This window comes from Streptomyces sp. NPDC030814 (genome assembly GCF_055572155.1).
The window spans coordinates 306,146-328,572 of record NZ_JBVIDX010000003.1; the positions used below are offsets into that span (position 1 = coordinate 306,146).

22 protein-coding genes and 1 riboswitch are annotated in these 22,427 nt (G+C 71.9%); of the genes, 10 read left to right on the forward strand and 12 right to left on the reverse strand.

Features of this window, described 5'->3' with window-relative positions; genetic code table 11:
- Nucleotides 1–91 precede the first annotated feature (91 nt).
- Together ACZ43N_RS08220 and ACZ43N_RS08225 are read right to left on the reverse strand one after the other, a co-directional pair.
- Complete coding sequence (locus tag ACZ43N_RS08220) at nucleotides 92–2,008, reverse strand: anthranilate synthase family protein (protein WP_468095891.1); 1,917 nt, start codon at nucleotides 2,006–2,008, stop codon at nucleotides 92–94.
- A 120-nt stretch (nucleotides 2,009–2,128) separates the two neighbouring features.
- A complete protein-coding gene (locus ACZ43N_RS08225; protein ID WP_101392327.1) occupies nucleotides 2,129–2,185 on the reverse strand; it encodes a trp operon leader peptide in 57 nt (18 codons plus the stop codon).
- 135 nt (nucleotides 2,186–2,320) lie between these two features.
- Between ACZ43N_RS08225 and ACZ43N_RS08230 the strand changes: the two genes are divergently transcribed.
- Nucleotides 2,321–3,673, forward strand: a complete 1,353-nt coding sequence (locus tag ACZ43N_RS08230) for a class II 3-deoxy-7-phosphoheptulonate synthase (RefSeq protein ID WP_468095893.1) — start codon at nucleotides 2,321–2,323, stop codon at nucleotides 3,671–3,673.
- A 152-nt stretch (nucleotides 3,674–3,825) separates the two neighbouring features.
- Nucleotides 3,826–4,068: a (2Fe-2S)-binding protein gene (locus tag ACZ43N_RS08235; RefSeq protein WP_468095895.1), complete on the forward strand. Its 243-nt coding sequence runs from the start codon at nucleotides 3,826–3,828 to the stop codon at nucleotides 4,066–4,068.
- 31 nt (nucleotides 4,069–4,099) lie between these two features.
- Here ACZ43N_RS08235 and bfr read toward each other — a convergent pair whose 3' ends face one another.
- A complete protein-coding gene (gene bfr / locus ACZ43N_RS08240) occupies nucleotides 4,100–4,579 on the reverse strand; it encodes a bacterioferritin (protein ID WP_468095896.1) in 480 nt (159 codons plus the stop codon).
- Nucleotides 4,580–4,753: 174 nt separating this feature from the next.
- On the opposite strand from bfr, the gene ACZ43N_RS08245 reads away from it, so the two are divergent.
- Nucleotides 4,754–5,401, forward strand: coding sequence for a sulfite oxidase-like oxidoreductase (locus ACZ43N_RS08245; protein ID WP_468095898.1), 648 nt, complete (start codon nucleotides 4,754–4,756; stop codon nucleotides 5,399–5,401).
- A gap of 49 nt (nucleotides 5,402–5,450) precedes the next feature.
- Here ACZ43N_RS08245 and ACZ43N_RS08250 read toward each other — a convergent pair whose 3' ends face one another.
- The 5 genes from ACZ43N_RS08250 to thiO form a co-directional block, all read right to left on the reverse strand.
- Nucleotides 5,451–6,383: a deoxyribonuclease IV gene (locus tag ACZ43N_RS08250; RefSeq protein ID WP_468095900.1), complete on the reverse strand. Its 933-nt coding sequence runs from the start codon at nucleotides 6,381–6,383 to the stop codon at nucleotides 5,451–5,453.
- A 156-nt stretch (nucleotides 6,384–6,539) separates the two neighbouring features.
- Nucleotides 6,540–8,450 (reverse strand): Stk1 family PASTA domain-containing Ser/Thr kinase, encoded by a 1,911-nt coding sequence (gene pknB, locus ACZ43N_RS08255; RefSeq protein WP_468095902.1) that lies wholly within the window; start codon nucleotides 8,448–8,450, stop codon nucleotides 6,540–6,542.
- Between the two features lie 249 nt (nucleotides 8,451–8,699).
- Nucleotides 8,700–9,494: a thiazole synthase gene (locus ACZ43N_RS08260; RefSeq protein WP_468095904.1), complete on the reverse strand. Its 795-nt coding sequence runs from the start codon at nucleotides 9,492–9,494 to the stop codon at nucleotides 8,700–8,702.
- A 3-nt stretch (nucleotides 9,495–9,497) separates the two neighbouring features.
- Nucleotides 9,498–9,698, reverse strand: coding sequence for a sulfur carrier protein ThiS (gene thiS / locus ACZ43N_RS08265; RefSeq protein ID WP_468096461.1), 201 nt, complete (start codon nucleotides 9,696–9,698; stop codon nucleotides 9,498–9,500).
- 23 nt (nucleotides 9,699–9,721) lie between these two features.
- Nucleotides 9,722–10,897, reverse strand: a complete 1,176-nt coding sequence (thiO, locus tag ACZ43N_RS08270) for a glycine oxidase ThiO (protein WP_468095906.1) — start codon at nucleotides 10,895–10,897, stop codon at nucleotides 9,722–9,724.
- Nucleotides 10,895–11,006, reverse strand: a riboswitch (TPP riboswitch). Its footprint overlaps the gene before it by 3 nt.
- 52 nt (nucleotides 11,007–11,058) lie before the next feature.
- On the opposite strand from thiO, the gene ACZ43N_RS08275 reads away from it, so the two are divergent.
- From ACZ43N_RS08275 to ACZ43N_RS08300, 6 genes are all read left to right on the forward strand, one after another.
- Nucleotides 11,059–11,442: an avidin-fold protein gene (locus tag ACZ43N_RS08275; protein WP_468095908.1), complete on the forward strand. Its 384-nt coding sequence runs from the start codon at nucleotides 11,059–11,061 to the stop codon at nucleotides 11,440–11,442.
- Between the two features lie 32 nt (nucleotides 11,443–11,474).
- Nucleotides 11,475–12,704, forward strand: coding sequence for an NAD(P)/FAD-dependent oxidoreductase (locus ACZ43N_RS08280; RefSeq protein ID WP_468095910.1), 1,230 nt, complete (start codon nucleotides 11,475–11,477; stop codon nucleotides 12,702–12,704).
- Nucleotides 12,705–12,798: 94 nt separating this feature from the next.
- Nucleotides 12,799–13,164 carry an Rv2175c family DNA-binding protein gene (locus tag ACZ43N_RS08285; RefSeq protein ID WP_159766865.1) on the forward strand — a complete coding sequence of 122 codons (366 nt, stop codon included), beginning with the start codon at nucleotides 12,799–12,801 and terminating at the stop codon, nucleotides 13,162–13,164.
- Between the two features lie 149 nt (nucleotides 13,165–13,313).
- Nucleotides 13,314–13,976: a thiamine phosphate synthase gene (thiE, locus tag ACZ43N_RS08290; RefSeq protein WP_468095911.1), complete on the forward strand. Its 663-nt coding sequence runs from the start codon at nucleotides 13,314–13,316 to the stop codon at nucleotides 13,974–13,976.
- Between the two features lie 119 nt (nucleotides 13,977–14,095).
- Nucleotides 14,096–15,019, forward strand: coding sequence for a methylenetetrahydrofolate reductase [NAD(P)H] (gene metF / locus ACZ43N_RS08295; RefSeq protein WP_468095912.1), 924 nt, complete (start codon nucleotides 14,096–14,098; stop codon nucleotides 15,017–15,019).
- 56 nt (nucleotides 15,020–15,075) lie between these two features.
- The gene (locus tag ACZ43N_RS08300; protein WP_468095914.1) at nucleotides 15,076–15,987 is read left to right on the forward strand and encodes an SCO2102 family sporulation regulator; all 912 of its coding nucleotides are present in this window, start codon (nucleotides 15,076–15,078) and stop codon (nucleotides 15,985–15,987) included.
- A 10-nt stretch (nucleotides 15,988–15,997) separates the two neighbouring features.
- Here the strand turns inward: ACZ43N_RS08300 and ACZ43N_RS08305 are convergent, their stop codons facing one another.
- From ACZ43N_RS08305 to ACZ43N_RS08320, 4 genes are all read right to left on the reverse strand, one after another.
- Complete coding sequence (locus ACZ43N_RS08305; RefSeq protein ID WP_468095915.1) at nucleotides 15,998–17,503, reverse strand: phytoene desaturase family protein; 1,506 nt, start codon at nucleotides 17,501–17,503, stop codon at nucleotides 15,998–16,000.
- 566 nt (nucleotides 17,504–18,069) lie between these two features.
- Nucleotides 18,070–18,702 carry a TetR/AcrR family transcriptional regulator gene (locus tag ACZ43N_RS08310; protein WP_468095916.1) on the reverse strand — a complete coding sequence of 211 codons (633 nt, stop codon included), beginning with the start codon at nucleotides 18,700–18,702 and terminating at the stop codon, nucleotides 18,070–18,072.
- Between the two features lie 35 nt (nucleotides 18,703–18,737).
- The gene (locus ACZ43N_RS08315; protein WP_468095917.1) at nucleotides 18,738–20,822 is read right to left on the reverse strand and encodes a YhgE/Pip family protein; all 2,085 of its coding nucleotides are present in this window, start codon (nucleotides 20,820–20,822) and stop codon (nucleotides 18,738–18,740) included.
- Entirely contained in the window at nucleotides 20,794–21,687 is an 894-nt protein-coding gene (locus ACZ43N_RS08320) for an ATP-binding cassette domain-containing protein (RefSeq protein WP_468095919.1), read from the reverse strand. Before ACZ43N_RS08320 ends, ACZ43N_RS08315 begins: the two co-directional genes overlap by 29 nt.
- A 167-nt stretch (nucleotides 21,688–21,854) precedes the next feature.
- Here ACZ43N_RS08320 and ACZ43N_RS08325 point away from each other — a divergent pair, with 167 nt between their 5' ends.
- A complete protein-coding gene (locus ACZ43N_RS08325) occupies nucleotides 21,855–22,394 on the forward strand; it encodes an SAV_6107 family HEPN domain-containing protein (RefSeq protein WP_468095921.1) in 540 nt (179 codons plus the stop codon).
- Nucleotides 22,395–22,427: the final 33 nt, after the last annotated feature.

Below are 22,427 nucleotides of genomic sequence, written 5' to 3' on the forward strand. Positions count from 1 at the left end.
CGCGTGCGTTGCCGGGTGCGGGTGGGTGCTTTGCAGGGGCGTGGGGAACCGCGCGACCAGCCCCCACCCACCCGCCCCCGGCAAACAAGAGCTACTGCGCCCGCAGGGCCCGCAGCCCTGCCACCAGCTCCCGCACCACGCTCATCCCGTCCAGCGTCAGCACCGACTCCGGATGGAACTGCACCCCCGCGAACCCGGGCCCCCGCAACGCGTGCACCTCCCCGGTACCGCTACGGCTGACCTGCACCCCGTGCGCGGCCAGCTCCTCGGCCGCCCCGTCGTCGCAGCGCGCCACGAAGCTGTTGTAGAAGCCGACGACCTCCTCCCGCCCGAACAGGTCGACCGAGGTCTGCGCCCCCTGGTACGGCACCTCCTTGCGCACGATCTCCAGTCCCAGCTCGGCCGCGATCAGCTCATGGCCGAGGCACACCCCGAGCACCCCGTACGGGTGGTCCCGCAGCACCTCGGCGGTCAGCCCCCGCAGGAACCGCATCTTCGGGTCGTCCGCGTCCCCGGGGTCGCCGGGCCCCGGCCCCAGCACGACCAGCCCGGCGTGCCCGAGCACGGCCTCCCTGAGCCCCGGCTCGTCATACCGCCGTACCGTCACCTCCAGCCCGGACGAGCGCAGCAGATGCGCGAGCATCGCGGTGAACGTGTCCTCCGCGTCCACCACGAGTGCGTGCCCGGTCAGCTCGGCCGTGCGCTCCTGCATCCGCAGCCAGAACGGCGCCAGCGACGCGCGTCGCCCGTCCAGCGCCGCCCGCACCCTGGGGTCCTCCGCGAGCCCCGGCCGCACCCGCTCCCGCTCCGGCCGCCCGGGCCGCACGCCCAGCGCCGCCAGCACCCCCGCCGCCTTGGCGTGGGTCTCGGCGACCTCGCCGGCCGGGTCGGAGCCTCGGACCAGCGTGGCGCCGACCGGCACCTTGAGCGTGCCGTCGGCGGCGATGTCGGCGGTCCGGATCAGGATCGGCGAGTCCAGGGTCTGCGCCCCGCCCTCGTCCCGCCCCAGCAGCGCCAACGCCCCCGAGTAGTAGCCGCGCCCACCCACCTCGTGCCGCTCGATGACCCGGCAGGCGTTCTGCACGGGCGACCCGGTGACGGTCGCCGCGAACATGGTCTCCCTCAGGACCTCCCGCGCATCCAGCGAGGAGCGCCCGCGCAGCTCGTACTCGGTGTGCGCGAGGTGTGCCATCTCCTTCAGCCGGGGCCCGACCACGACCCCGCCCATGTCGCCGACCGTGCACATCATCTTGAGCTCCTCGTCGACGACCATCGACAGCTCCTCGATCTCCTTGCCGTCGGCGAGGAAGGCCAGCAGGTCCTCCGGAGTGGGCCCGCCGGCCGGATACCGGTACGTGCCGCTGATCGGGTTCATCACGACCGTCCCCCCGGACATCCGGACATGCACCTCGGGACTGGCCCCGACGAGGGTCCGCCCACCCGTCTCCCGCCCCCGCCCTTCCGAGGAAGGCCCTTCGGGCCCTTTCTGTTCCCCGGTGTGGACGACGAACGTCCAGTACGCGCCCCGCTCGCCCTCCAGCAGTCGCCGGAACAGCGCGAGCGCGTCGGCGCGTCCGAAGCCGGGGACCGTGCCCTCGTACGTCCGCCGGATCACGAAGTTGGCGCCCTCGCCCCGCCCGATCTCCTCGCGCAGCACCCGGCCGACGATCTCCGCGTACTCCTCGTCGCCGACGTCGAAACCGCCGCCCTCGACCCGCACGTCGTGCGCCGGCAACTGCGCGAGCGCCCGCTCCAGCGGCACCTGGTACGACTCCTCCGGCACCAGCACCGACAGGGGCGTGCCGTCGTCGCGGACGTCGAAGCCGCGTTCGCGGATCTGCCGGAACGGAACGAGGGCCAGTCCCTCGTCGGGGAGGTCGGCGAGCCGCTCGCAGGCCGAGACCGGGCCGATCAGGACCTCCACGGTGTCGTGGCCGTGGAGGCCGGGTGTGCGGCGGCGCAGCAGCGCGAACGGGCGGTGGTCGTGCAGGAGTCGAGCCAGGTCCATCGGGTTCTCCTCTTGGCGGATCGGTGCGTGATCGCTGCGTGTCGAGGAGGGACGGCCCGGTGGTGGAAACACGGAAGGCCGCCCCTCGGGCGGCCTTCGCGAAGTCGTGCGTACGCGCAGTCAGTGGGCCGCCGGATGAGCGGTCCACCACCAGTTCTGGTTCGAGTGCGCGAACATGCGCCGCACCCTACCGGAGGCGGTCCGCTGGCGCCACGGGCCACGCCCCGCGGTCCCCGTCCCGATCGAGCGGGGTTCGTCTCACTTGATGAGCAGGGGGATGGACGTCCGACACGACCCCGTAATGTGGACGTCGTGACCGTGAACGCTAAGTCCAGCGCGAGCGCTGGCAACACCTGGCGAGACCTGCCCGCGGCGCAGCAGCCCGAGTACCCCGACCCCGAGGCTCTGCGCGCAGTCGTTGCGGAGCTCGAGTCGTATCCGCCGCTCGTCTTCGCGGGCGAGTGCGACCAGCTGCGCGCCCGGATGGCGTCCGTCGCCAAGGGAGAGGCGTTCCTCCTCCAGGGCGGCGACTGCGCAGAGGCCTTCGACGCCGTCTCGGCGGACCACATCCGCAACAAGCTGAAGACGCTCCTCCAGATGGGCGCCGTCCTCACGTACGCGGCCTCCGTGCCCGTCGTGAAGGTGGGCCGCATCGCCGGCCAGTACTCCAAGCCGCGCTCCAAGCCGACCGAGACCCGCGACGGCGTGACGCTCCCCACCTACCGGGGCGACTCCGTCAACGGCTTCGACTTCACCGAAGAGGCCCGGATCCCGGACCCGGAGCGTCTGAAGCGGATGTACCACGCCTCCGCCTCCACGCTGAACCTGGTCCGCGCCTTCACCACCGGCGGCTACGCCGACCTGCGCCAGGTGCACGCCTGGAACCAGGACTTCGTGAAGTCGTCCCCGTCCGGCCAGCGCTACGAGCAGCTCGCCCGCGAGATCGACAACGCGCTGAACTTCATGCACGCCTGCGGGGCCGACCCGGAGGAGTTCCGCACCGTCGAGTTCTTCTCCTCGCACGAGGCGCTGCTGCTCGACTACGAGTCGGCGCTGACCCGCGTGGACTCGCGCACCGGCCAGCTGTACGACGTCTCGGCGCACATGGTGTGGATCGGTGAGCGCACCCGCCAGCTGGACCACGCGCACATCGAGTTCGCCTCGAAGATCCGCAACCCGATCGGCATCAAGCTCGGCCCGACGACCACGGCCGAGGACGCGTTGCAGTACATCGAGCGCCTCGACCCGGACCGCGAGCCCGGTCGTCTCACCTTCATCGTGCGCATGGGGGCGGACAAGGTCCGCGACAAGCTGCCCGAGCTGGTCGAGAAGGTCACCGCCTCCGGCGCGACCGTGGCGTGGGTGACCGACCCGATGCACGGCAACACCTTCGAGGCGGCCTCCGGCCACAAGACCCGTCGCTTCGACGACGTGCTCGACGAGGTCAAGGGCTTCTTCGAGGTCCACAAGTCCCTGGGCACCCACCCGGGCGGCATCCATGTGGAGCTCACGGGCGACGACGTCACCGAGTGCGTGGGCGGCGGCGACGAGATCTTCGTCGACGATCTGCACCAGCGCTACGAGACCGCCTGCGACCCCCGGCTCAACCGCAGCCAGTCCCTCGACCTGGCCTTCCTGGTCGCCGAGATGTACCGGGACCAGTGAGGGGCGCAGCTGTCACAGCAGCGTGAGTGGGGCGCGGATCACATACGATCCGCGCCCCACTCCACTTTTGCGCTCCCCTGCCGCCGGGTAAGGTTAGGTTAGCCTCACCGATCATCATTCGGGGTGGCCTTACGCATCTGTCCCGGCGGGAGGTGAACCGCGTGTTCGTCTGCAGTTGCTTCGGCATCACCGAGCAGCAGGTCAAGAAGCATGCGGCGGACGGCGCCTGCACCCCTCGCCAGATCGCGTCGGCCTGCAAGGCCGGCACGGACTGCGGTTCGTGCGTCCGCCGTATCCAGGCGATTCTGGGCAGGGGCGCGTGCCCGCGCCGGGAGTCGGCCGACCAGGGGCAGCCGGCCTTCTCCGATCTGCAGCAACTCGAGGAAGCCGCTTAGCCCGTCCGGTCCCGCTCCTCGATGCGAGGGCTCAGCTCTCCGGCTGTTCGATCAGCTGCGCGATGTAGAGCGCCTCGCCGAGCTTCTCCAGCAGTTCGAGCTGGGTGTCCAGGTAGTCGATGTGGTGCTCCTCGTCGGCCAGGATCGACTCGAAGATGTTCGCGGACGTGATGTCGCCCTTGGTCCGCATCACCTCGATGCCACGCTTGAGGCGGTCGATCGCCTCCACCTCGATCTGCCGGTCGGCCTCGAACATCTCCTTTACGGTCTGGCCCACGCGGACGTGGAACAGTCGCTGGTAGTTCGGCAGGCCGTCCAGGAACAGGATCCGGTCGGTGAGCACCTCGGCGTGCTTCATCTCGTCGAACGACTCGTGCCGTGTGTACTTCGCGAGCTTCGTCCAGCCGAAGTTCTCCTGCATCTTCGCGTGCAGGAAGTACTGGTTGATCGCGGTCAGCTCGGCGGTCAGCTGCTCGTTGAGGAATTCGATGACCTCGGGGTCGCCCTGCATCGCAGAGGCTCCTTCCAAGCGGGGAACTGGAGGGTTGCGCCGCGATGATTCCACCGGCGTTGAAGATCGTCCAGTAAGTGCAAGCTTAGTAAGTTAGCGCAGCCTTAGTTCGTTTTGTCCCAGTCGGGCGGGCCCTGGTCATGTGCACCACTCGGGGTCTGTCAGGATGGAGTCATGGGTCAGCCGGTGGGACGCGAGTCGGGAGATCGCGCATCTGAGAACGCGGTACAGCCGCAGCTTCCGCCGGGACAGCGACTCCAGCGCGGCTGGCCGGTGACGCACTACGGTCCCGTACCCAAGTTCCGCCCCGAGCGGTGGGACTTCCGGGTCTTCGGCGCCACCGCGGACGGCGAGAAGCACAGCTGGACGCACGACGAGTTCACCGCACTGCCGTACGCCTCGGTCGTGGCCGATCTGCACTGCGTGACGAAGTTCAGCATGGTCGGCGCGGAGTGGGGCGGCATTCCCGCCCGAACGATCCTGGAGCTCGCGCCCCCGGCCGCCGAGGTCACCCATGTGATGGTGTGGGCGGAGTACGGCTTCAGCTCCAATCTCCGGCTCACCGACTTCGCCTCGGACCGCACGATCTTCGCCACCCACAAGGACGGCGAACTCCTCACCGCCGAGCACGGCTTTCCCCTCCGGCTCATCGTGCCCCACCTCTATGCCTGGAAGGGCCCCAAATGGGTGCGGGGCATCGAGTACATGACCGCCGACCGGCGAGGCTTCTGGGAAGAGCGCGGCTACCACAACATCGGCGACCCGTGGCGCGAGCAGCGCTACTCCTACCAGGAGGAACCGGGGGAGGGCCCCGACCTCTGACCGGGGCCGGCTCGCGCGCCCCACGGCCGCGGCCCGCCCGGGCGGCGGGTCAGCAGTCGCGAAGCTTCTTCAGGCGTTCCACGTCCGCCGCGTGGCCCTCCTTGCCGCCGGGGGTCTCGATGATCAGGGGTACGCCCTCGGTGGCCGGGTGGGTCATCAGGGCGCGGAACGGGTCCTCGCCGATATGGCCGGAGCCGATGTTCTCGTGGCGGTCCTTGTGGGCGCCGACCACGTCCTTGGAATCGTTGGCGTGGATCAGTTTCAGCCGGCCCTCGCCGACGGTGTCGACCAGCAGGTCCAGCGTGCGGTGCATCCCGTCGGGCCCGGTCAGGTCGTGGCCCGCCGCGAAGACATGGCAGGTGTCCAGGCAGACGCCGAGCTTCGGATGGGCGTCGAGCGCCTCGAAGTACGGGCCGAAGTCCCAGGTCCGCGAGCACAGGGAGGCGCCCTGGCCGGCGGTCGACTCCAGCAGCAGGAACGGGTCGTCGTCGTGGGTCAGCTCGTCCAGCAGCGGCAGCAGATACGCGCGCACCTGCTTCAGGGCGACCGAACGATCCCGGCCACCGGTCGCGCTCCCGGTGTGCACGACCACGCCCAGGGCGCCGATCTCCCGGCCCCGGCGCAACGAGTGCCGCAGCGACTCCACGGACTTCTCGACCGTCGCCTCGGTGTGCGAGCCGAAGTTGATCAGATAGGGGGCGTGCACATACGCGGGGATCGACTCGGCCGCGCAGGCCGCCCGGAACTCCTCGTCCTGCCGTGGGTTCCCGACAGGCGTCGCCCAGCCCCGCGGGTTCGCGACGAAGACCTGTACGGTCTCGGCCTTCAGATCACGGGCGTAGGAGAGCCCGACCGAGTTCAGCCCGCCGGCGACGGGCACATGTCCGCCGACGGGGTTGCGCGACGGACCGGCCACCGGGGAGACGGAGCCGGACGGGGGCGAGGAGGGGCCGGGAAGGCCGGGGGACTGCGCAGTACTCACCGCACAAGGGTGTCATGCGGCAGGAGTCGCCCGGTCGGCGGATGCCATGGGCGCCCAGTCGTCCGCTTCCCGGCGGAGGCGGGTGCCGGCGGGCGCCCGAGCCCCGGTGCCGTCGGCCGGCCCGAGACGTCTCGGGCCCGGCACAGGGTGGCGCGGTCAGCCGATCTCGATCGTGATCGTCGATCCCTTGGGCGCCTTCCCGCCGCCTTCCACCGACTGCCCCTTGACCTCGTCACCGAAGAGCCCGAGAAGCCCCCGGTCCTCGTCGACCTCGAAGCCCGCGTCCTCCAACTGCTGCCTCGCCTCGTCGACGCTGTCGCCCACCACGTCCGGGACCTCGATCATCTCGGGGCCCTTGGAGATCGTCAGGGTGACGGTGTCGCCGGTGCCGACCTGCTTGCCCTCGCCCGGGGACGTCTCGGCGACCAGGCCCTTGTCGAACTGGGAGTGGACCTGCTCCGAGGAGATCGTCACCTTCAGACCCTCGTCCTCCAGCGCCGCGGTGGCGTCGTCGACCGAGTCACCCACCACGTCCGGGACCTCCACCGGGGCTCCCCGGCTGACCACGAGCGCGACGGCCGAGCCCGAGGACACCTCGGTGCCGGCGCCGGGGTCGGTGCGGATCACCTGGCCCCTGATGATCTCGTCGCTGAACTCCCGTGTCACCAGGCCCGGCTCCAGCCCGTCGCTCTTCAGCCGGGCCTTCGCCTTGTCCAGCCGGTAGCCCTTCAGGTCGGGCAGCGCCACGGTCTCGGGGCCCTTGGAGATCGTCAGCGTGACGGTGTCGGTGTCCCGGATGCGGTCACCCGGCTCCGGGTCGGTGCGTATCACCGCGCCGCGCCTGACCGTGTCGCTGAACTCGCGCTCGACCTTGACGCCGAGCCCCGCTCCCTCGATCCGCTTCTTCGCGGCGGCCTCCGACTGTGCCAGCACCGCCGGGACCTTGGTGAACTGGCCCGAGCTGATGTACCAGATGCCCCCGCCCACGCCGAGCACGAGCAGCACGGCGACGACGATCGCGAGCAGGCCGCGTCGGGGCGTGGTGCCGCCGCGGGTGCGCCGGGGCGGCGGCGGGGGCGTCTCGAACCGGCTCGTCCGGCCCAGTTCGTCGAGCCCCGCCGAACGGGACACGGTCAGCGACCGCGGGATGACGCTCGTGCGGTCCTCCCCGTTGTCGTGCCCGGCACTTCTCGCCTGCGGCGGCACCGCGTCCAGCTGCTCGACGCTCAGCGCGCCCCGCGCCTCCAGCGTCTGCGCGAGCAGCGCGACCGCGTCGTACGGCCGCAGCTCCGGGCTGCGGGCGGTCGCCGAGGCGACCAGCTCGTCCAGTTCGTACGGCAGGCCGGGCACGGCGGCCGACGGCGGCGGTACGTCGTCGTTCAGCGCGTGGTACAGCACCTGGGCGGGGGTGTCCCCGCCGTGGGGTTTGCCGCCGGTGAGCATCTCGTAGAGCATCACCCCGCACGCGTACACGTCCACGCGGGTGTCGGTCGTGCCGTGCTCCAGCTGCTCCGGGGCCAGGTAGGCCACGGTGCCGAGCACGGTGCCCGTGGTGCTGGTGACGGTGTCCACGGCGCGGACCAGCCCGAAGTCGGCGACCTTGACCCGGCCGTCGTCCCCGATCAGCACGTTCTCCGGCTTCATGTCCCGGTGCACGAAACCGGCGCGGTGCGCCGCGCCGAGGGCGGCGAGGATCGGCTCCAGGATGTCCAGCGCGGCCCGCGGCTGCAGGGCGCCGCGCTCGCGCAGCACGTCACGGAGGGTGCAGCCGGCGACGTACTCCATGGCGAGGTAGACGTACGACCCGTCGGTGCCCTGGTCGAAGACCCCCACCACGTTCGGATGGGAGAGGCGCGCCACCGATTTGGCCTCGCGGATGAACCGCTCCACGAACGAGCCGTCCGCGGCCAGGGTCGGATGCATCACCTTGAGCGCGAGCACCCGGTCCAGGCGGGTGTCCACGGCCCGGTAGACCGTGGCCATCCCGCCGACCGCGATCCGCGCCTCGACTCGATACCGGCCGTCGAGCACCTGGCCGACAAGCGGGTCCTGAAGGGTCGTGTCCACGCACGTGAGTCTACGAGCCGTCAGGGACACCCCCACCGGTTCCGGCGCGACAGGGACGGACTGCAGCAGACCTGTGACCGTCCCGCACGGGCCGGGGTTCCGCTGGGAACCCGGGGGATGCCGTGTCGTCGGCGGCTGCGGGTTCGTGGCCTGCCGCGAGCGACCACGGCCGACCCGCGGCCGCCCACGCGTTGAACCCCTCCGCCCCGGGGGCGTCCGGCGCCACCCCGCCCCTGGGCGCGAAGCGGTTCAGAACGCCGGCCGCTCCGGGTCCAGCCGGGCCAGGCCCTCGCTCGGGGACGACGCCTCCGCGAAGTGGCGTCGGGGGATGCGGCCGGCCCGGTACGCGAGGCGGCCCGCCTCCACCGCGTTCCGCATGGCGGCAGCCATCAGCACCGGCTCCTGCGCCCGCGTCACCGCGGAGGCGAGCATGACGCCCGCGCACCCCAGCTCCATCGCGAGCGCCGCGTCCGACGCCGTACCGGCCCCCGCGTCCAGGATCACCGGTACGCGCGCGTGCTCCACGATCAGCTGGAAGTTGTGCGGGTTGCGGATGCCGAGCCCCGAACCGATCGGCGACCCGAGCGGCATGATCGCGGCACAGCCGACGTCCTCCAGCTTCCGCGCGAGCACCGGGTCGTCGTTGGTGTACGGCAGCACGGTGAAACCGTCGTCGACCAGCGTCTCGGCGGCGTCCAGCAGCTCGATCGGGTCCGGCAGCAGGGTCCGCTCGTCGGCGATGACCTCCAGCTTCACGAGGTCCGTGCCGAGCGCCTCCCGGGCGAGCCGCGCGGTGAGCACGGCCTCGCCCGCCGTGAAGCAGCCGGCCGTGTTGGGCAGCACCCGGATGCCCAGTTCGCCGAGCACGGAGAGCACCGAGCCGTGCACGGCGGCGTTCACCCGGCGCATCGCGACCGTCGTCAGCTCCGTGCCGGAGGCCACCAGCGCGCGCTTCAGCACATCGAGGCTGGGGGCGCCGCCCGTGCCCATGATCAGGCGGGACGAGTAGGTCGTACCGCCGAGGACGAAGGGGTCGTCTGCCATGGGTCAGCCTCCTTGGACGGCGGTCAGGACCTCGACACGGTCCCCCTCGGAGAGGAACGTCGACGGCCACTGCGCGCGCGGGACGACGGTTTCGTTGAGCGCGGCGGCGACGCCGGACGGGGACGCGGTGAGCGTGCGTACGAGCGTGCCGAGGGCGGTGCCGGGAGCGACCTGTCGCCGCTCCCCGTTGACGAGGACGGTCATGACGCCGGTGCGGTCCACGGCGCTCATACGGGCTGCTCCGACAGTTCCCTGCGCGCGCCGGCCCGGAACCGCAGCGGTGTGAAGTCCCGCGCCACCTCGGGCAGTTCACCGCTGATCAGGACGTGCGCCAGGACGTCGCCGGTGACCGGGGTGAGGAGCACCCCGTTGCGGTGGTGGCCTGTGGCGAGGAGCAGGCCGTCGAGTTCGGTGGGGCCGAGGAGCGGGGCGTTGTCGGGGGAACCGGGGCGCAGTCCCGCGCGGGTCTCCGTGAGCGGGAGCTCGGTGATGCCGGGGACGAGTTCATGGGCGTCCCGCAGCAGTTCGTACACCCCGCCGGCGGTGACCGTCGTGTCCCAGCCGAGCTCCTCGCTGGTGGCGCCGACGACGAGTTCGCCGTTCTCGCGCGGCACCAGGTAGACGTGGCTGCCGCGGACCACGGCCCGTACGGTCCGGGTCAGGAAGGGCGCGTACCGCTTCGGCACGGTCAGCCGCAGCACCTGTCCCTTCACGGGCCGCACCGGCGGCAGGACGTCGTCCGGGACCCCGGCGAGCCGCCCGCTGTGGCTGCCCCCGGCCAGGACCACCCGCCCGGCGGCCAGCTCGGCGCCGTCGTCGGCCCTGACCCCGGCGGCCCGCCCCCGCACCACGGAGAGCTCCTCGGCCCAGGCCCGGTGGAACACGACCCCGGCCCGCTCGCAGGCCGTGACGAGGGCCCTGGAGAGCCGCCTCGGGTCGATCTGGTGGTCCCCGTCGACCCGCAGACCGCCGCGTACCCCCGGCGCCAGCAGCGGCTCCAGACGGCGGCACTCGCGCCCGTTCAGCCACTCCGACTCCAGGCCCGAACGGCGTTGCAGCGCGTGCAGTTCCCGCAGGTGGGCCCGGTCGTCGGCGTCGAGGGCGACGGCGAGTGTGCCGGAGCGGCGGTAGCCGAGATCGGTGCCGCTCGCCTCGGTCAGCTCGGCCGCGAAGTCCGGGTAGCGGCGCGCGGACTCCAGGTTGAGCCCCAGCAGCGTCTGCTCGCCGTAGTGCAGCTCGGTCACCGCGGCGAGCATCCCGGCCGCGACCTGGGCCGCCCCGCCACCGGGTTCGGGATCCACGACGGTGGTGGTGAACCCCAGCTGGGCGGCCCGCCAGGCCGTGACCAGCCCGATGATCCCGCCCCCCACGACGAGGACGTCTGAGGTGTGCGTACGCGACATGGGCGTCCAGCCCCTCCCTTCGCCGGCATGACCCGGATCAGGTTCGTACGGTCGGAGGCCGCCAGCCTCCCTCTCAGCCCGGTGCGTCCGGGCTCCCGCGAGTGCTCTACGGTGGCCCACCCTAGCCCGTGCCGTATCGCTCAGTAAGGGAGCCTCCGCCCATGGCCCGCTCGCTCGACGGACTCGTCCTCGCCCCCGTTGCGGACCAGGCCCCAGGTCAGGTAGGCACCCGCACCCGGTTCGCGTACCACGAGAAGGACGGTGAGATCTGGGCCGAGTACGCGGGCGGCGACGTCGTACGCGGCCATCTCGTGGGTACCCGTGAGGGTGACCGGCTGGACTTCCGGTACGTCCAGCTGAGGACCGACGGGACGACGGCGTCCGGGCACTGCGTGTCCCTGCTGGTCGAGCTGCCCGACGGGCGAGTGCGGCTGGAGGAGACCTGGGAGTGGGAGTCGCGGCCCGGCAGCGGGACGAGCACGGTGGAGCAGATCGAGTCGGCGGACGGCGCTGTGGAGCAGGTCACGGCACATCACGACTGCTGACTGACGGATCGTCAGTTGTCTATGGTGATCAGGTGAGCGAGCAGACACGGGCAGCGGGAGGGACGACGGCGCGCCGGGTCGTCGTCGTGGGCGCGGGCATGGCCGGGGTGCAGACCGCGGTCGCCCTGCGCGAACAGGGATTCTCCGGCGAGGTGACGCTGATCGGCGCCGAGCCCCACCAGCCGTACGACCGGCCGCCCCTGTCCAAGGCCGTGCTGCTCGGCAAGGCCGAGGGCTCCGCCTTCGACGTCGACTTCGAGGCGCTCGGCATCGAACTCCGGCTGGGCCGGGAGGTCCTGGGCGTCCGCCCCGCCGAGCACGAGCTGGACACCGCCACCGGACCTGTTCCGTACGACATCCTGGTCCTGGCCACCGGAGCCGAACCGATCCGGCTGCCGGGTGCGCACGGGGTGCCCGGGGTGCATCTGCTGCGCACCCTGGACGACGCCGAGCGGCTGCGGCCCGTGCTGGCCGAGCAGCACGACATCGTCGTCGTGGGCGCCGGCTGGATCGGCGCCGAGTTCGCGACCGCCGCCCGCGAGGCCGGCTGCGCCGTCACCGTGGTGGAGGCCGCCGACCGGCCGCTCGCCGGGGCGCTGCCCGCCGAGGTGGCCGCGCCGATGACCGCCTGGTACGCCGACAGCGGCACCGTGCTGCGGACCCATGCGCGCGTGGAGCGCGTCGAACCCGGAACGGTGGTGCTGGACGACGGCTCCCGCATCTCGGCCGGAGCCGTGGTCGTCGGCATCGGAGCCCGCCCGGCGACGGCCTGGCTGAGGGACTCCGGCATCGCGCTGGGCGCGCACGGAGAGGCCATCGCCGACGACCATCTGCGCACCTCCGCGCCGGACGTCTACGCGGTGGGCGACGTCGCCTCCTTCCCCTCGCGCCGGTACGGCGAACGCCTACTGGTCCACCACTGGGACAACGCCCTCCAGGGCCCCCGCACGGTCGCCGCGAACATCCTCGGCGAGACGCCGGAGCCCTACGACCCCGTCCCGTACTTCTGGTCGGAGCAGTTCGGCCGTTTCGTCCAGTACGCGGGGCACCACCCCGCCGCCGACACCATGGTCTGGCGCGGCGACCCCACAGGCGCCGCCTGGACGGTGTGCTGGCTGCGCGAGGACCGCCTGGTGGCCCTGCTCGCCGTCGGCCGGCCCAGGGACCTGGCCCAGGGCCGCCGTCTCATCGAGTCGGGGACCCCGATGAACCCCGGCCTGCTGGGGGACCCGGCGCGGCCCTTGAAGGCGGCGACGGCGTAGCACGGCCGCCCCGCCCCGCCTCCGCCACGGCGTCCGCCCCCGGAGGGCCCCGCTCGGCTACCCACTGTCGGTCCCAGATGGCAGTCTTGGTGACGTGACCGAGATTGACGCAAAGATCGATGCTCTCGTCCCCGCGTGGCTGACCCTCCCCGACATCGCCGAGATGCTCGGCGTCGAGGTGACCCGTGTGCGGCAGCTGGTCAAGGAGGGCCAGCTCATCGCCGTACGCCGTGGTGAGAACCGCGCGCTGCACGTCCCCGCCGCCTTCATCGACGGAGACCGGGTCGTCAAGGGCCTCTCCGGCACCCTGACGCTGCTGAAGGACGACGGCTTCACCGACGAAGAGATGCTGGAGTGGCTCTTCACTCCCGACCCGAGCCTGCCCGGCACGCCGGCCCAGGCCCTCAGCGAGAATCGCGGCACGGAGGTGAAGCGCCGAGCGCAGGCGCTCGCCGTGTGATCACCACAGGCTGAGAAGCCGCACCACCGGCAAGATCCGCAACACCGCACCACCTGAACAGCACCGTGCGGCGTACGGCAGCCACGGGCCCGAGCGGTCCCGCCGTCGTACGCCGCACCGACACAGCACCGCCGACGGGGGACCCTCGCATGACCGACGCCGCCGCCCAGCTCGCCGACGCCCGGCTCTACCTCTGCGTGGACGCCCGCCGGCGCCAGGGCGACCTCCCGGAGTTCCTGGACGCGGTCCTCGGCAGCGGCGTGGACATCGTCCAGCTGCGCGCCAAGGGCATGGAGGCGGCACAGGAGCTGGAGCACCTGGAGCTGTTCGCCGAGAAGTGCCGCCGGCACGGCAAGCTGCTCGCCGTGAACGACCGGGCCGACGTGGCGCACGCCTCGCGGGCCGCGCACACGGGCGGCGCGGACGTCCTGCACCTGGGCCAGGGCGACCTCCCGGTGCCCGCCGCCCGCGCGATCCTCGGCGACGGCGTCCTCATCGGCCGCTCCACGCACTCCGAGCAGGAGGCCGCGGCGGCCGCCGTCCAGGAGGGCGTGGACTACTTCTGCACGGGCCCCTGCTGGCCCACCCCCACCAAGCCCGGCCGGCACGCCCCGGGCCTCGACCTCGTGCGGTACACCGCCGCGCTGGGCACCGACCGGCCCTGGTTCGCTATCGGGGGCATCGACCTCGACAACCTCGACGAGGTCGTCGAAGCGGGCGCCCGCCGGGTCGTCGTCGTCCGCGCGATCACCGAGGCCGACGATCCCGCCGCCGCGGCGGCGGCGTTCGCCGAGCGTCTGCGCGCCCTCTGACGCGGCATGACGCCGGTATGACAGCGGCGTGTCCAAGGCGTGGGACACCCGGGCCGACAAAGCAGACAAAACGGGGTTCTCTGGTTGGGGGACGGCCCCGACCTGACTAACCTGCGTCTATGGCCCTAGGAACCGCCTCCACCAGGACTGATCGCGCCCGGACCGTGCGTGACATGCTCGCCACGGGCAATTCCACGTACTCGTTCGAGTTCTGGGCTCCCAAGACCGAGAAGGGCGAGCGGAACCTGTGGAACGCCCTGCGCAGGGTCGAGGCGGTGGCCCCCAGTTTCGTCTCCGTGACCTACGGAGCGGGCGGTTCCACACGCGCCGGCACGGTCAGGGCGACCGAACAGATCGCCGCCGACACCACGCTCACCCCGGTCGCCCACCTCACCGCCGTCAACCACTCCATCGCCGAACTGCGCAACATCATCGGCCAGTACGCGGACGCCGGTATCCGCAACATGCTCGCCGTCCGCGGCGACCCGCCCGGCGACCCCATGGGCGAGTGGGTCCCGCATCCGCAGGGCCTGACGTACGCCGCCGAACTCGTCCACCTCATCAAGGAGTCGGGTGACTTCTGCGTGGGTGTCGCCGCCTTCCCGGAGATGCACCCGCGGTCCGCCGACTGGGACGCCGACGTGGCCCACTTCGTGGACAAGTGCCGGGCCGGCGCCGACTACGCGATCACCCAGATGTTCTTCCGCCCGGACTCGTACCTGCGTCTGAGGGACGCGGTCGCGAGGGCCGGCTGCGAGACCCCCGTCATCCCGGAGGTCATGCCGGTCACCAGTGTCAAGATGTTGGAAAGGCTTCCCCAACTCAGCAACGCGGCCATCCCGAACGCCCTGAAAGAGCGGATCGTCACAGCCAAAGACGATCCGGCCGCTGTACGCTCCATTGGCATCGAGTTCGCCACGGAGTTCTGCGCGAGGCTGCTGGACGAGGGAGTCCCCGGACTTCACTTCATCACCCTGAACAACTCCACCGCGACTCTGGAAATCTACGAGAACCTGGGCCTGCACCACCCACCGAGGGCCTAGACCGGTCGCACTCGCGTACGACACACTGCGTAGCGGCCACAGGGAGAGGGGCGTACATGGGCTGGACGGTCCTCTACATCGCGTTCGGCGTCGTCGCGTTGTGGCTGCTGGGCGAGGTGCTGCTGCAGTACAAGGCGCGGCTGCGCTGGCGGCTGCTGGCCTTCGTGGGATTCCTCTGCGTCGTCCTCGGCGTCCTGATGCCCAACGTGATCGTCATCGGGGTCGGCGCCATCGCCTTCGCGGTCGGGCAGACGTATGTGACCCTGTCCTTCCGCCGTGGTTTCGAGGCGGGTTGGGCCGTCCGCCCCCGCTCCGGTGAGGGTGCGGAGCCCGCAGCGGACAAGCCCGGCAAGAAGCGGCGCCGGGGCGGTGAGCCGGAGCGTCAGGATCCCACCCTGGAGGTCTCCGACCTGCAGCCCACGGCCGGCGGAACGTACCAGCAGGACGACGACCCCTTCGACCAGGACGACGACGTCTTCGTCCGCCCGAAGTCCACCCCCTCCGCGGCCGGGGCGACCCCCGTGTACTCCCCGGAGCCCATGCCCGACGACACCAGCACATACGGCGTCTACCGCGAGGACAACGCCTACGCGGCCGCCTCGGGCCAGTCCTCCGCGACCGCTGACCAGACCCAGGACGAGGCCTTCGCCTACTACGGCTACGACCAGCAGGGCTACGGCTACGACCAGTCCCAGCAGCAGTACGCCGCCTACTCCGACCCGTACATCGGCACCCAGACCTACGACGCCACCGCCTCCTACGATCCGTCCTACGGCCAGCAGGGGTACGGGCAGCAGGGCTACGGGCAGGACCAGTACGGCAACGGCGCCTACGTCGGCGAGACCCCGCCCGGCGGTGTCTGGGTCCCTCAACAGCGCAACACCGACGACCCGTTCGGCTCCGAACTCCCGACGGACCAGGCGTACCCGTACCAGGGCAACGGGTACGACGAGCAGTACCGTTTCTGACGGCCGGCTCTCACTGCGAGCCGCGGAAGCCGGGCCCCTCCACGATCAGCCCGGCCACCAGGGAGCCGGACATACCGGCGTGCGGGAGGCCGCCGCCGGGGTGTGACCAGCCGCCGACCGTGAACAGGTTCGGCAGCGCTGTGGTGTTGGACGGGTGCAGAAGCCGGCCGTCGCCCGCGGCCAGCGCCGGGGCCGGGATCGCGCCGCCTGCCGCACCGGTCGTCCGCTCGAGGTCCGCCGGAGTGCGCACCTCGTGCCAGAGGAGCCGGTCCCGCAGGCCGGGAACGGCACGCTCCGCCGCGGTGATCACTTCCCGCCCCTGCCGCTCGAAGACCTCCGGCTCCACCCGGCCGCGGGCCGGCACCACCGAGCTGATCACGATCGCCTCGTGCTCGGAGTCCGGCACCAACGCCGGATCGTCCGGGCGCAGCACCGTCACCGTGGGCCGCGCGACCATCCCCGACGAGGCGCCGAACACCGACTCCAGCTCGCTCTCGCGGTCCTCCGCGTGCACCACCGTCCGGTGCGCCGTGCCCTCCGGCCGGCCACCCCGCAGCGCGAGCAGCACGGTCAGCCGGCTCGTCCGCACCTGCTGGGCCGGCACCTCGCCGTCGCTCCGGACAGCCGACTGCCGCACCACCCGGCCGAGGACCTCGGGCGCGACGCCGGCGACCACGAAGTCCGCCTCGGCCACCGACCCGTCCGCCGCCTCGACCCCGGCCGCCCGGCCGTCCTTCTCCACGATCCCGGTGATCTCGGTGCCGAAGACGAACTCGACCCTCCGGGCAAGGCACCGCTCGTGGACCGCCCGCGCCAGCTCCCGGATGCCGCCCCGGACGTACCAGGTGCCGAAGGCGTGCTCCATGTAGGGCAGGACCGACGCGCTCGCCGGGGTGGTGCGGGGGTCCAGTCCGTACGCCAGGGCGTGGCTCTCCAGCAGGGCCGTCAGCCGGGGGTCGCGCAGCTCCCATGCGCCGATCTCGGCGAGGGTGCCGGCGCGGCGGGTGCGCAGCAGCCGCTTGTGGGGCACCGCAGGATAGGGCTCGCGCTCGGCGAGGACATGCCAGTCGGGCCACAGCGGCTCCTCCAGGAGGGGCCGTCGGGTGCGGTCCCACGCCTCGCGGGCCCGGACCAGGAAGTCGCCCCAGCGGTCGCCCGCCCCCGAACCGAGTGCCGTGTTCAGGGCGGCGACCACGCCCGCGCGCGAGGCGTTCGGCAGCCGCAGGTCCGTGCCGTCCGCGAAGACGTGCCGCGCGGCCGGATCCACCTGGACCAGGTCGACGCACTTCTCCAGCGGCTCCTTGCCGGTCTTCAGGAACAGATCGCGGTAGACGGCGGGCAGCGGCAGCAGCGCCGGGCCCGTGTCGAACGCGAAGCCGTCGCGCTCGTACCGGCCCACCGCACCGCCGTAGGTCGTCGTGCGCTCGTACACCACCACCCGGTGGCCCGCGACGGCCAGCCGGGCGGCGGCCGCCATGGCGCCGAGACCGGCGCCGATCACCGCGATTCTTGCCATGTCTGCGACCTTAGCGGGCGTGTTCGGGGCCCGGCGCGGAGGTCCTGGCGAGTAGGTGCGCGGACGTTCTCGTGACCATGGAGGCACCGAGGGGGCTGGGCGTGCGTGCGCGGGACTGAGTACGCGTACCCAGTGGGGGAGATGAGTAGGGGCGCGGACGTTCTCGTGACCATGGAGGCACCGAGGGGGCTGGGCGTGCGTGCGCGGGACTGAGTACGCGTACCCAGTGGGGGAGATGAGTAGGTGCGCGGATGGGCTCCCCTCGGTGCGAAGGGGAGAGTGGAGGCACGGGAAGGGGCGGGGCTCCGGAACCGCCGGCACGGGGCGGCGGAACGGGTCTCGCACCCCGACCGCTCCTTCCGTCGACGGGGTCGAAGGCATCGACGGGTCGGCGGGAGCGAGGCACGGGGGACTGCGGGGGTGGGGGGTGAAGGGGGGAACGGGGAAGCGCCGGTTCGAGGTGGCCCGCGGGGGAGCGGCCAGTCCGAACCGGCGCTCTCGTTCGTGCGCGGGCGCCCGCCCGCGAGAGGGGCGCCCGGCACGCGGCGGGGCGCGCCCGGGTACGCCTACCGGTTGCCGCTGACCCTGCCCTGGAGCAGCCGCGACAGCGCCGAGTGCACATCGTCCAGGGAGCGATCCGGCTGGAAGGCCTTCCAGTCCAGGGCGGCCACCAGGACCATGCCGACGAGGGCCGACGCCGTGAGACCGATGTCGATCTCGTCGCTCAGCTCGTCCGCCTCGACGCCCTCGCGGAGCACCTTCTCCACGACCGCGACCGCCTCCTGCCGGACGACCATGAGCGTGGACTGCCACGCCCGGTTGGTGCGCCACAGCTCGGCCACGTACAACTGCGTGAACGACGGGTAGCGGTCGATGAAGACGAGCCCGGCCCGGATCATCGCGTCCAGGGCGTCGACCCGGCTGCCGCCGTCCTTGGCGGTGCGGTCGGCCGCCTCCCGCAGCGATGCGGTGAGGAGGCCCACGCCGTGCCGCAGCAACTCCTCGAAGAGGACCGACTTGCTGGCGAAGTTGTAGTAGACGGTGCCCTTGGCCACGCCGGCGCGCTCGGCGATCTCGTCGACCGTGGTGGCGGAGAACCCCTGCTCCGCGATGAGGGTGACGGCCGCCTCGTAGAGTTTCTGCCGGGTCGCCTCGCGGCGGCCCCCGCCTGCGCCGCCGGGGGCTTTGCTGCTTTCCATGGCCCTGATTGTCACAGGAACCGTGCGGTGCGCGGTCACAGAGTCAACTCCGGGTGCAGTCGGTCGAGGGTCCACACCTGCTTGCGGCGGGCCGACACGGCGGTCAGGGCGAGCGCGCCCGCGGTGAAGGCCACCAGCACGGCGCACGCCTGCCAGACCGGGCCCAGACCGCCGCCCGTGATCAACCGCCGCAGGGCGTCCACGACGTGGCTCATCGGCAGGAACGGGTGGACCGCGTTGAAGAAGTCCGGGCTGGTCTGCACGGGATAGGTACCGCCCGCGGACGTCAACTGGAGCATCAGGAAGGCGAGGACGAGGATCCGGCCCGCGGCTCCGAAGCGCGCGTTGAGCCACTGCACGATCGCCGCGAAGCACGCCGTCACCAGGAACAGGAAGCCCACCGTCCCGGCCGCCCGGGTCATCTGCAGCCCCACCGCCCAGTGGAGCACCGCCATGAGCGCGAGCGTCTGGAGCACGCCGAGGGCGGCCACCGGGAGCCAGCCCGCCACGGCGATCCGCCAGGCCGGGGAACCCGCCGCGAGAGCACGCCGGTTGAGCGGCGGGATCAGCATGTATGCCACCATCGCGCCCACCCACAGGGACAGCGGGATGAAGTACGGGGCGAACCCGGTGCCGTAGTTGGGCGCCTTGTGGAGGTCCTTGCTGGCCAGGCGGACCGGGTCGGCCATCACCTCGGTGCGCCGGTCGCGGTCCTTCTCGTCGTAGTCCGGGATCCGGTCGGCCCCGTCGTGCAGTCCGCCCGCGAGCTTGCCGGAGCCGTCGGCCAGCTTGTACATGCCGCCCTTGAGGTCGTTCGCGCCCGTCTTCAGGTCGCCGACGCCCGTGTCGAGGTTCTCGGCACCGGTCTTGGCGGTGCCGAGACCGGTGTGCAGCGTCTTGGCGCCCTTGGCGACCTTCGTGGCACCCTTGTTGAGCGCGTTCACCTTGGTGACGGCGTTGTCGAGATCCTCGGACAGGGTCGGCGCGGCCTTGGCCAGGGCGCGGGCCTGCCGCTCCAGAGTCCTCAGGTCCTTCTTGAAGGCCTTCAGGTCGCCGTCGTAGTTCTTCACCACGCTGTTGACGTCCTCGGCGAGCCGTGCCGCCTCCGCCGCGGCTTCCTTCGCCTTCTTCAGGTCCGCGCAGGCCGCGTCGGGCAGCACCGGGTCCTCGCAGCGCCGCTTGTAGACGTCGTCGAGGGTGTTCGAGGCCTTCCGCGTGCCGGTCTCGGCGGCGGGGGCCGTGGTGACGAAGGCCGCGAGGTGGTTGCGGATCGTCGCCGACGAGTCGGCGACCAGGGTGGCGGTGTCGGCGATCGTGTCGCCGTTCTCGTCGAGGAAGGGCCGGACCTTGTCGGCGGCGCCGTTGACCTTGTCGGCGAGGCTCTGGGTACCGTTCGCGACCTGCTGGGCGCCGTCCTGGAGATCGCCCGCACCCTGGTCCAGGTCGGTGAGCCCGCCGGACAGCTTGCCGCTGCCCTCCTTGGCGGCCTTCAGCCCGTCGGCGAGGTCCTTGGAGCCCTTCTCCGCCTTGTCGATACCGCCCTTGAGGTCGTCTGCGCCGTCCGCGGCCTTCTCGGTCTTCTCATGGATGTCGGAGAACGAGATGAAGATCCGGTCCAGGAACGACCGGGACGTCTTGGTCGACGCCGCCGTCCGCACCTCGGAGAACACCGTCCGGGAGATCTGCCCGACGATGTAGTTGTTCGCGTCGTTCGTCCGCACCTGGAGGGCGCCCGTCTCCGGGGTGTCTCCCGAGCTGGACGCGATCCGCTCGCTGAAGTCCGAGGGCATGGTCAGCGACAGGTAGTAGGTGCCGTCCTCGACACCCTCGCGGGCCTCCTCGGCGCTCACCTGGTGCCACTCGAAGGTGTCGCTGTCCCGCAGTCCTTCGGCGATGTCGTCGCCCGCCCTGATCTCCTGCTTGCCGGCCGACGCCCCCTTGTCGTCGTTCACCAGCGCCACCGGGATGCGGTCCAGACGGCCGTACGGGTCCCAGAAGGACCACAGGTACAGGGCGCCGTACAGCAGCGGCAGCAGCATGAGCGAGGCCAGCGCGGCGCGCGGGAGTTTCCCCCGCCCGAACCGCCTGAGCTCAAGCGAGGCGAGTTTCGGTGCGCGCATCGCCCTTCTCCTTGTCGTCGTCGCTGCGGTCGGTGTCGGTGTCGGTGTCGGTCTCGGCCCCGGCCTCGGTGTCGGCCTCGGGGTCGGTGTCGGTCGCGGCTTGGGTGCCCGCCTCGGTACCGGCCCCGGTCTCGCTCTTCTTCGCCGTGGACACGACGAGCGCCCCCTCCGGGGCCTCGCTGCACACCGCCACGACCGTGGTCCCGGACTCGGTGAGGGACCGCAACAGGGCCCATATCTCGGTCCGTTCGGCCTCGGAGAGCTTCAGGTCGGTGTCGTCGACGCCGAGCAGGCGGGGCCGGCCGATGAGGGCCAGGGCGAGCGAGAGCCGCAGGGCCTCCACCCGGTCCAGGTCACGCACGGCGGTCCGGTCACCCTTGGGCAGCGACGCGAGGCCGAGTCCGGCGGCGGTCAGCGCGGTGTCGATCCGTCGCTCGGCCTCGGCCGTACGCTCGCTGCGGGGCCGGAGCAGTCCGCGCAGGGAGCCGTCGAACCGCCGCTGCAGCAGCGCGCGTTCCCGGAGGTGCTCGCCGACGGTGAGCGCCGGGTCCAGGTCGGTGACACCGGGGACATGGGCGAGGGCACTGACCCGGCGTACGGCGGCCATCTGCTTCGGCAGCCGCAGGGCGCCCACCGTGGCGTGCCCCTCGCTCGGTTTCATGCGCCCGGTGAGGGCGAGCAGCAGACAGGTTCTGCCCGACCCCGAGGGGCCTTCGACGGCGACCAATGATCCGGGCTCGGCGTGGAACCCCACCCCTCGGAACACCCATCCGCGCGGGCCCTTGATCCCCAGGTCCTCGGCGCCGACGGCGACGCCGCCCGCCTCGTCGGTGGGTGCGGCGGCTGTCGTAGGCGGCTCGTCCATGTCCCCTCGCGTGTTTTTGAACTGACTGGTCAGTGCAAAAATACCTCGAACCTTCGATCGAGGCAAAAGCCCAGGTCAGAACGGATTGTCAGTGGCATACCTCACGATGGGCCCATACGGCACCCCGTGTCAGGGCGTGCCGTCACATAGACGACAGGAGGTTCGTCATGGCCACCTACCACGCAGCAGCCGCCAACCGGCGCCGCGCCACCGGCCCTGCCCCCTCACTGACCGGCCCGGCGAGCGACGTGCACCCCGTGCTGCGCCGGACGACGGCCCCGCCCGCCGCCCTCGACCTCCTCGCCCAGGCCCGCGCCGGCCTCGACGAGGCATCCGCCCTCCACGCCCCCAACGAGCGGTACGCGGCGGCCCATCTGGCCGCCCTGCGCACCGCCGCCGCCGTGCTCGCCGCCCGGGGCCGCCCCGAGCCCACCCCGAAGCGCCGGGCGAAGATCCGCAGCGCCTGGGAAGTGCTCCCGGAGATCGCGCCCGAACTGACCGAGTGGAGCGCGCTGTTCGCCTCCGGTGCCGCCCGCCGGGCACGGGCCGAGGCGGGCATACGGGGCGCGGCGAGCGCCCGCGACGCCGACGACCTGATACGCGACGTGGCGATGTTCCTCCGCCTCGTCGAGCGGATGCTGGTGCTCCAGCCGGTCCTGCCGCAGCCCCGGCAGGACGGTGGCGGCGGGGTCCCGGACGCGGGCTGACCACCCGTCCCGGCGCCGCCCATTAGGGTTGGG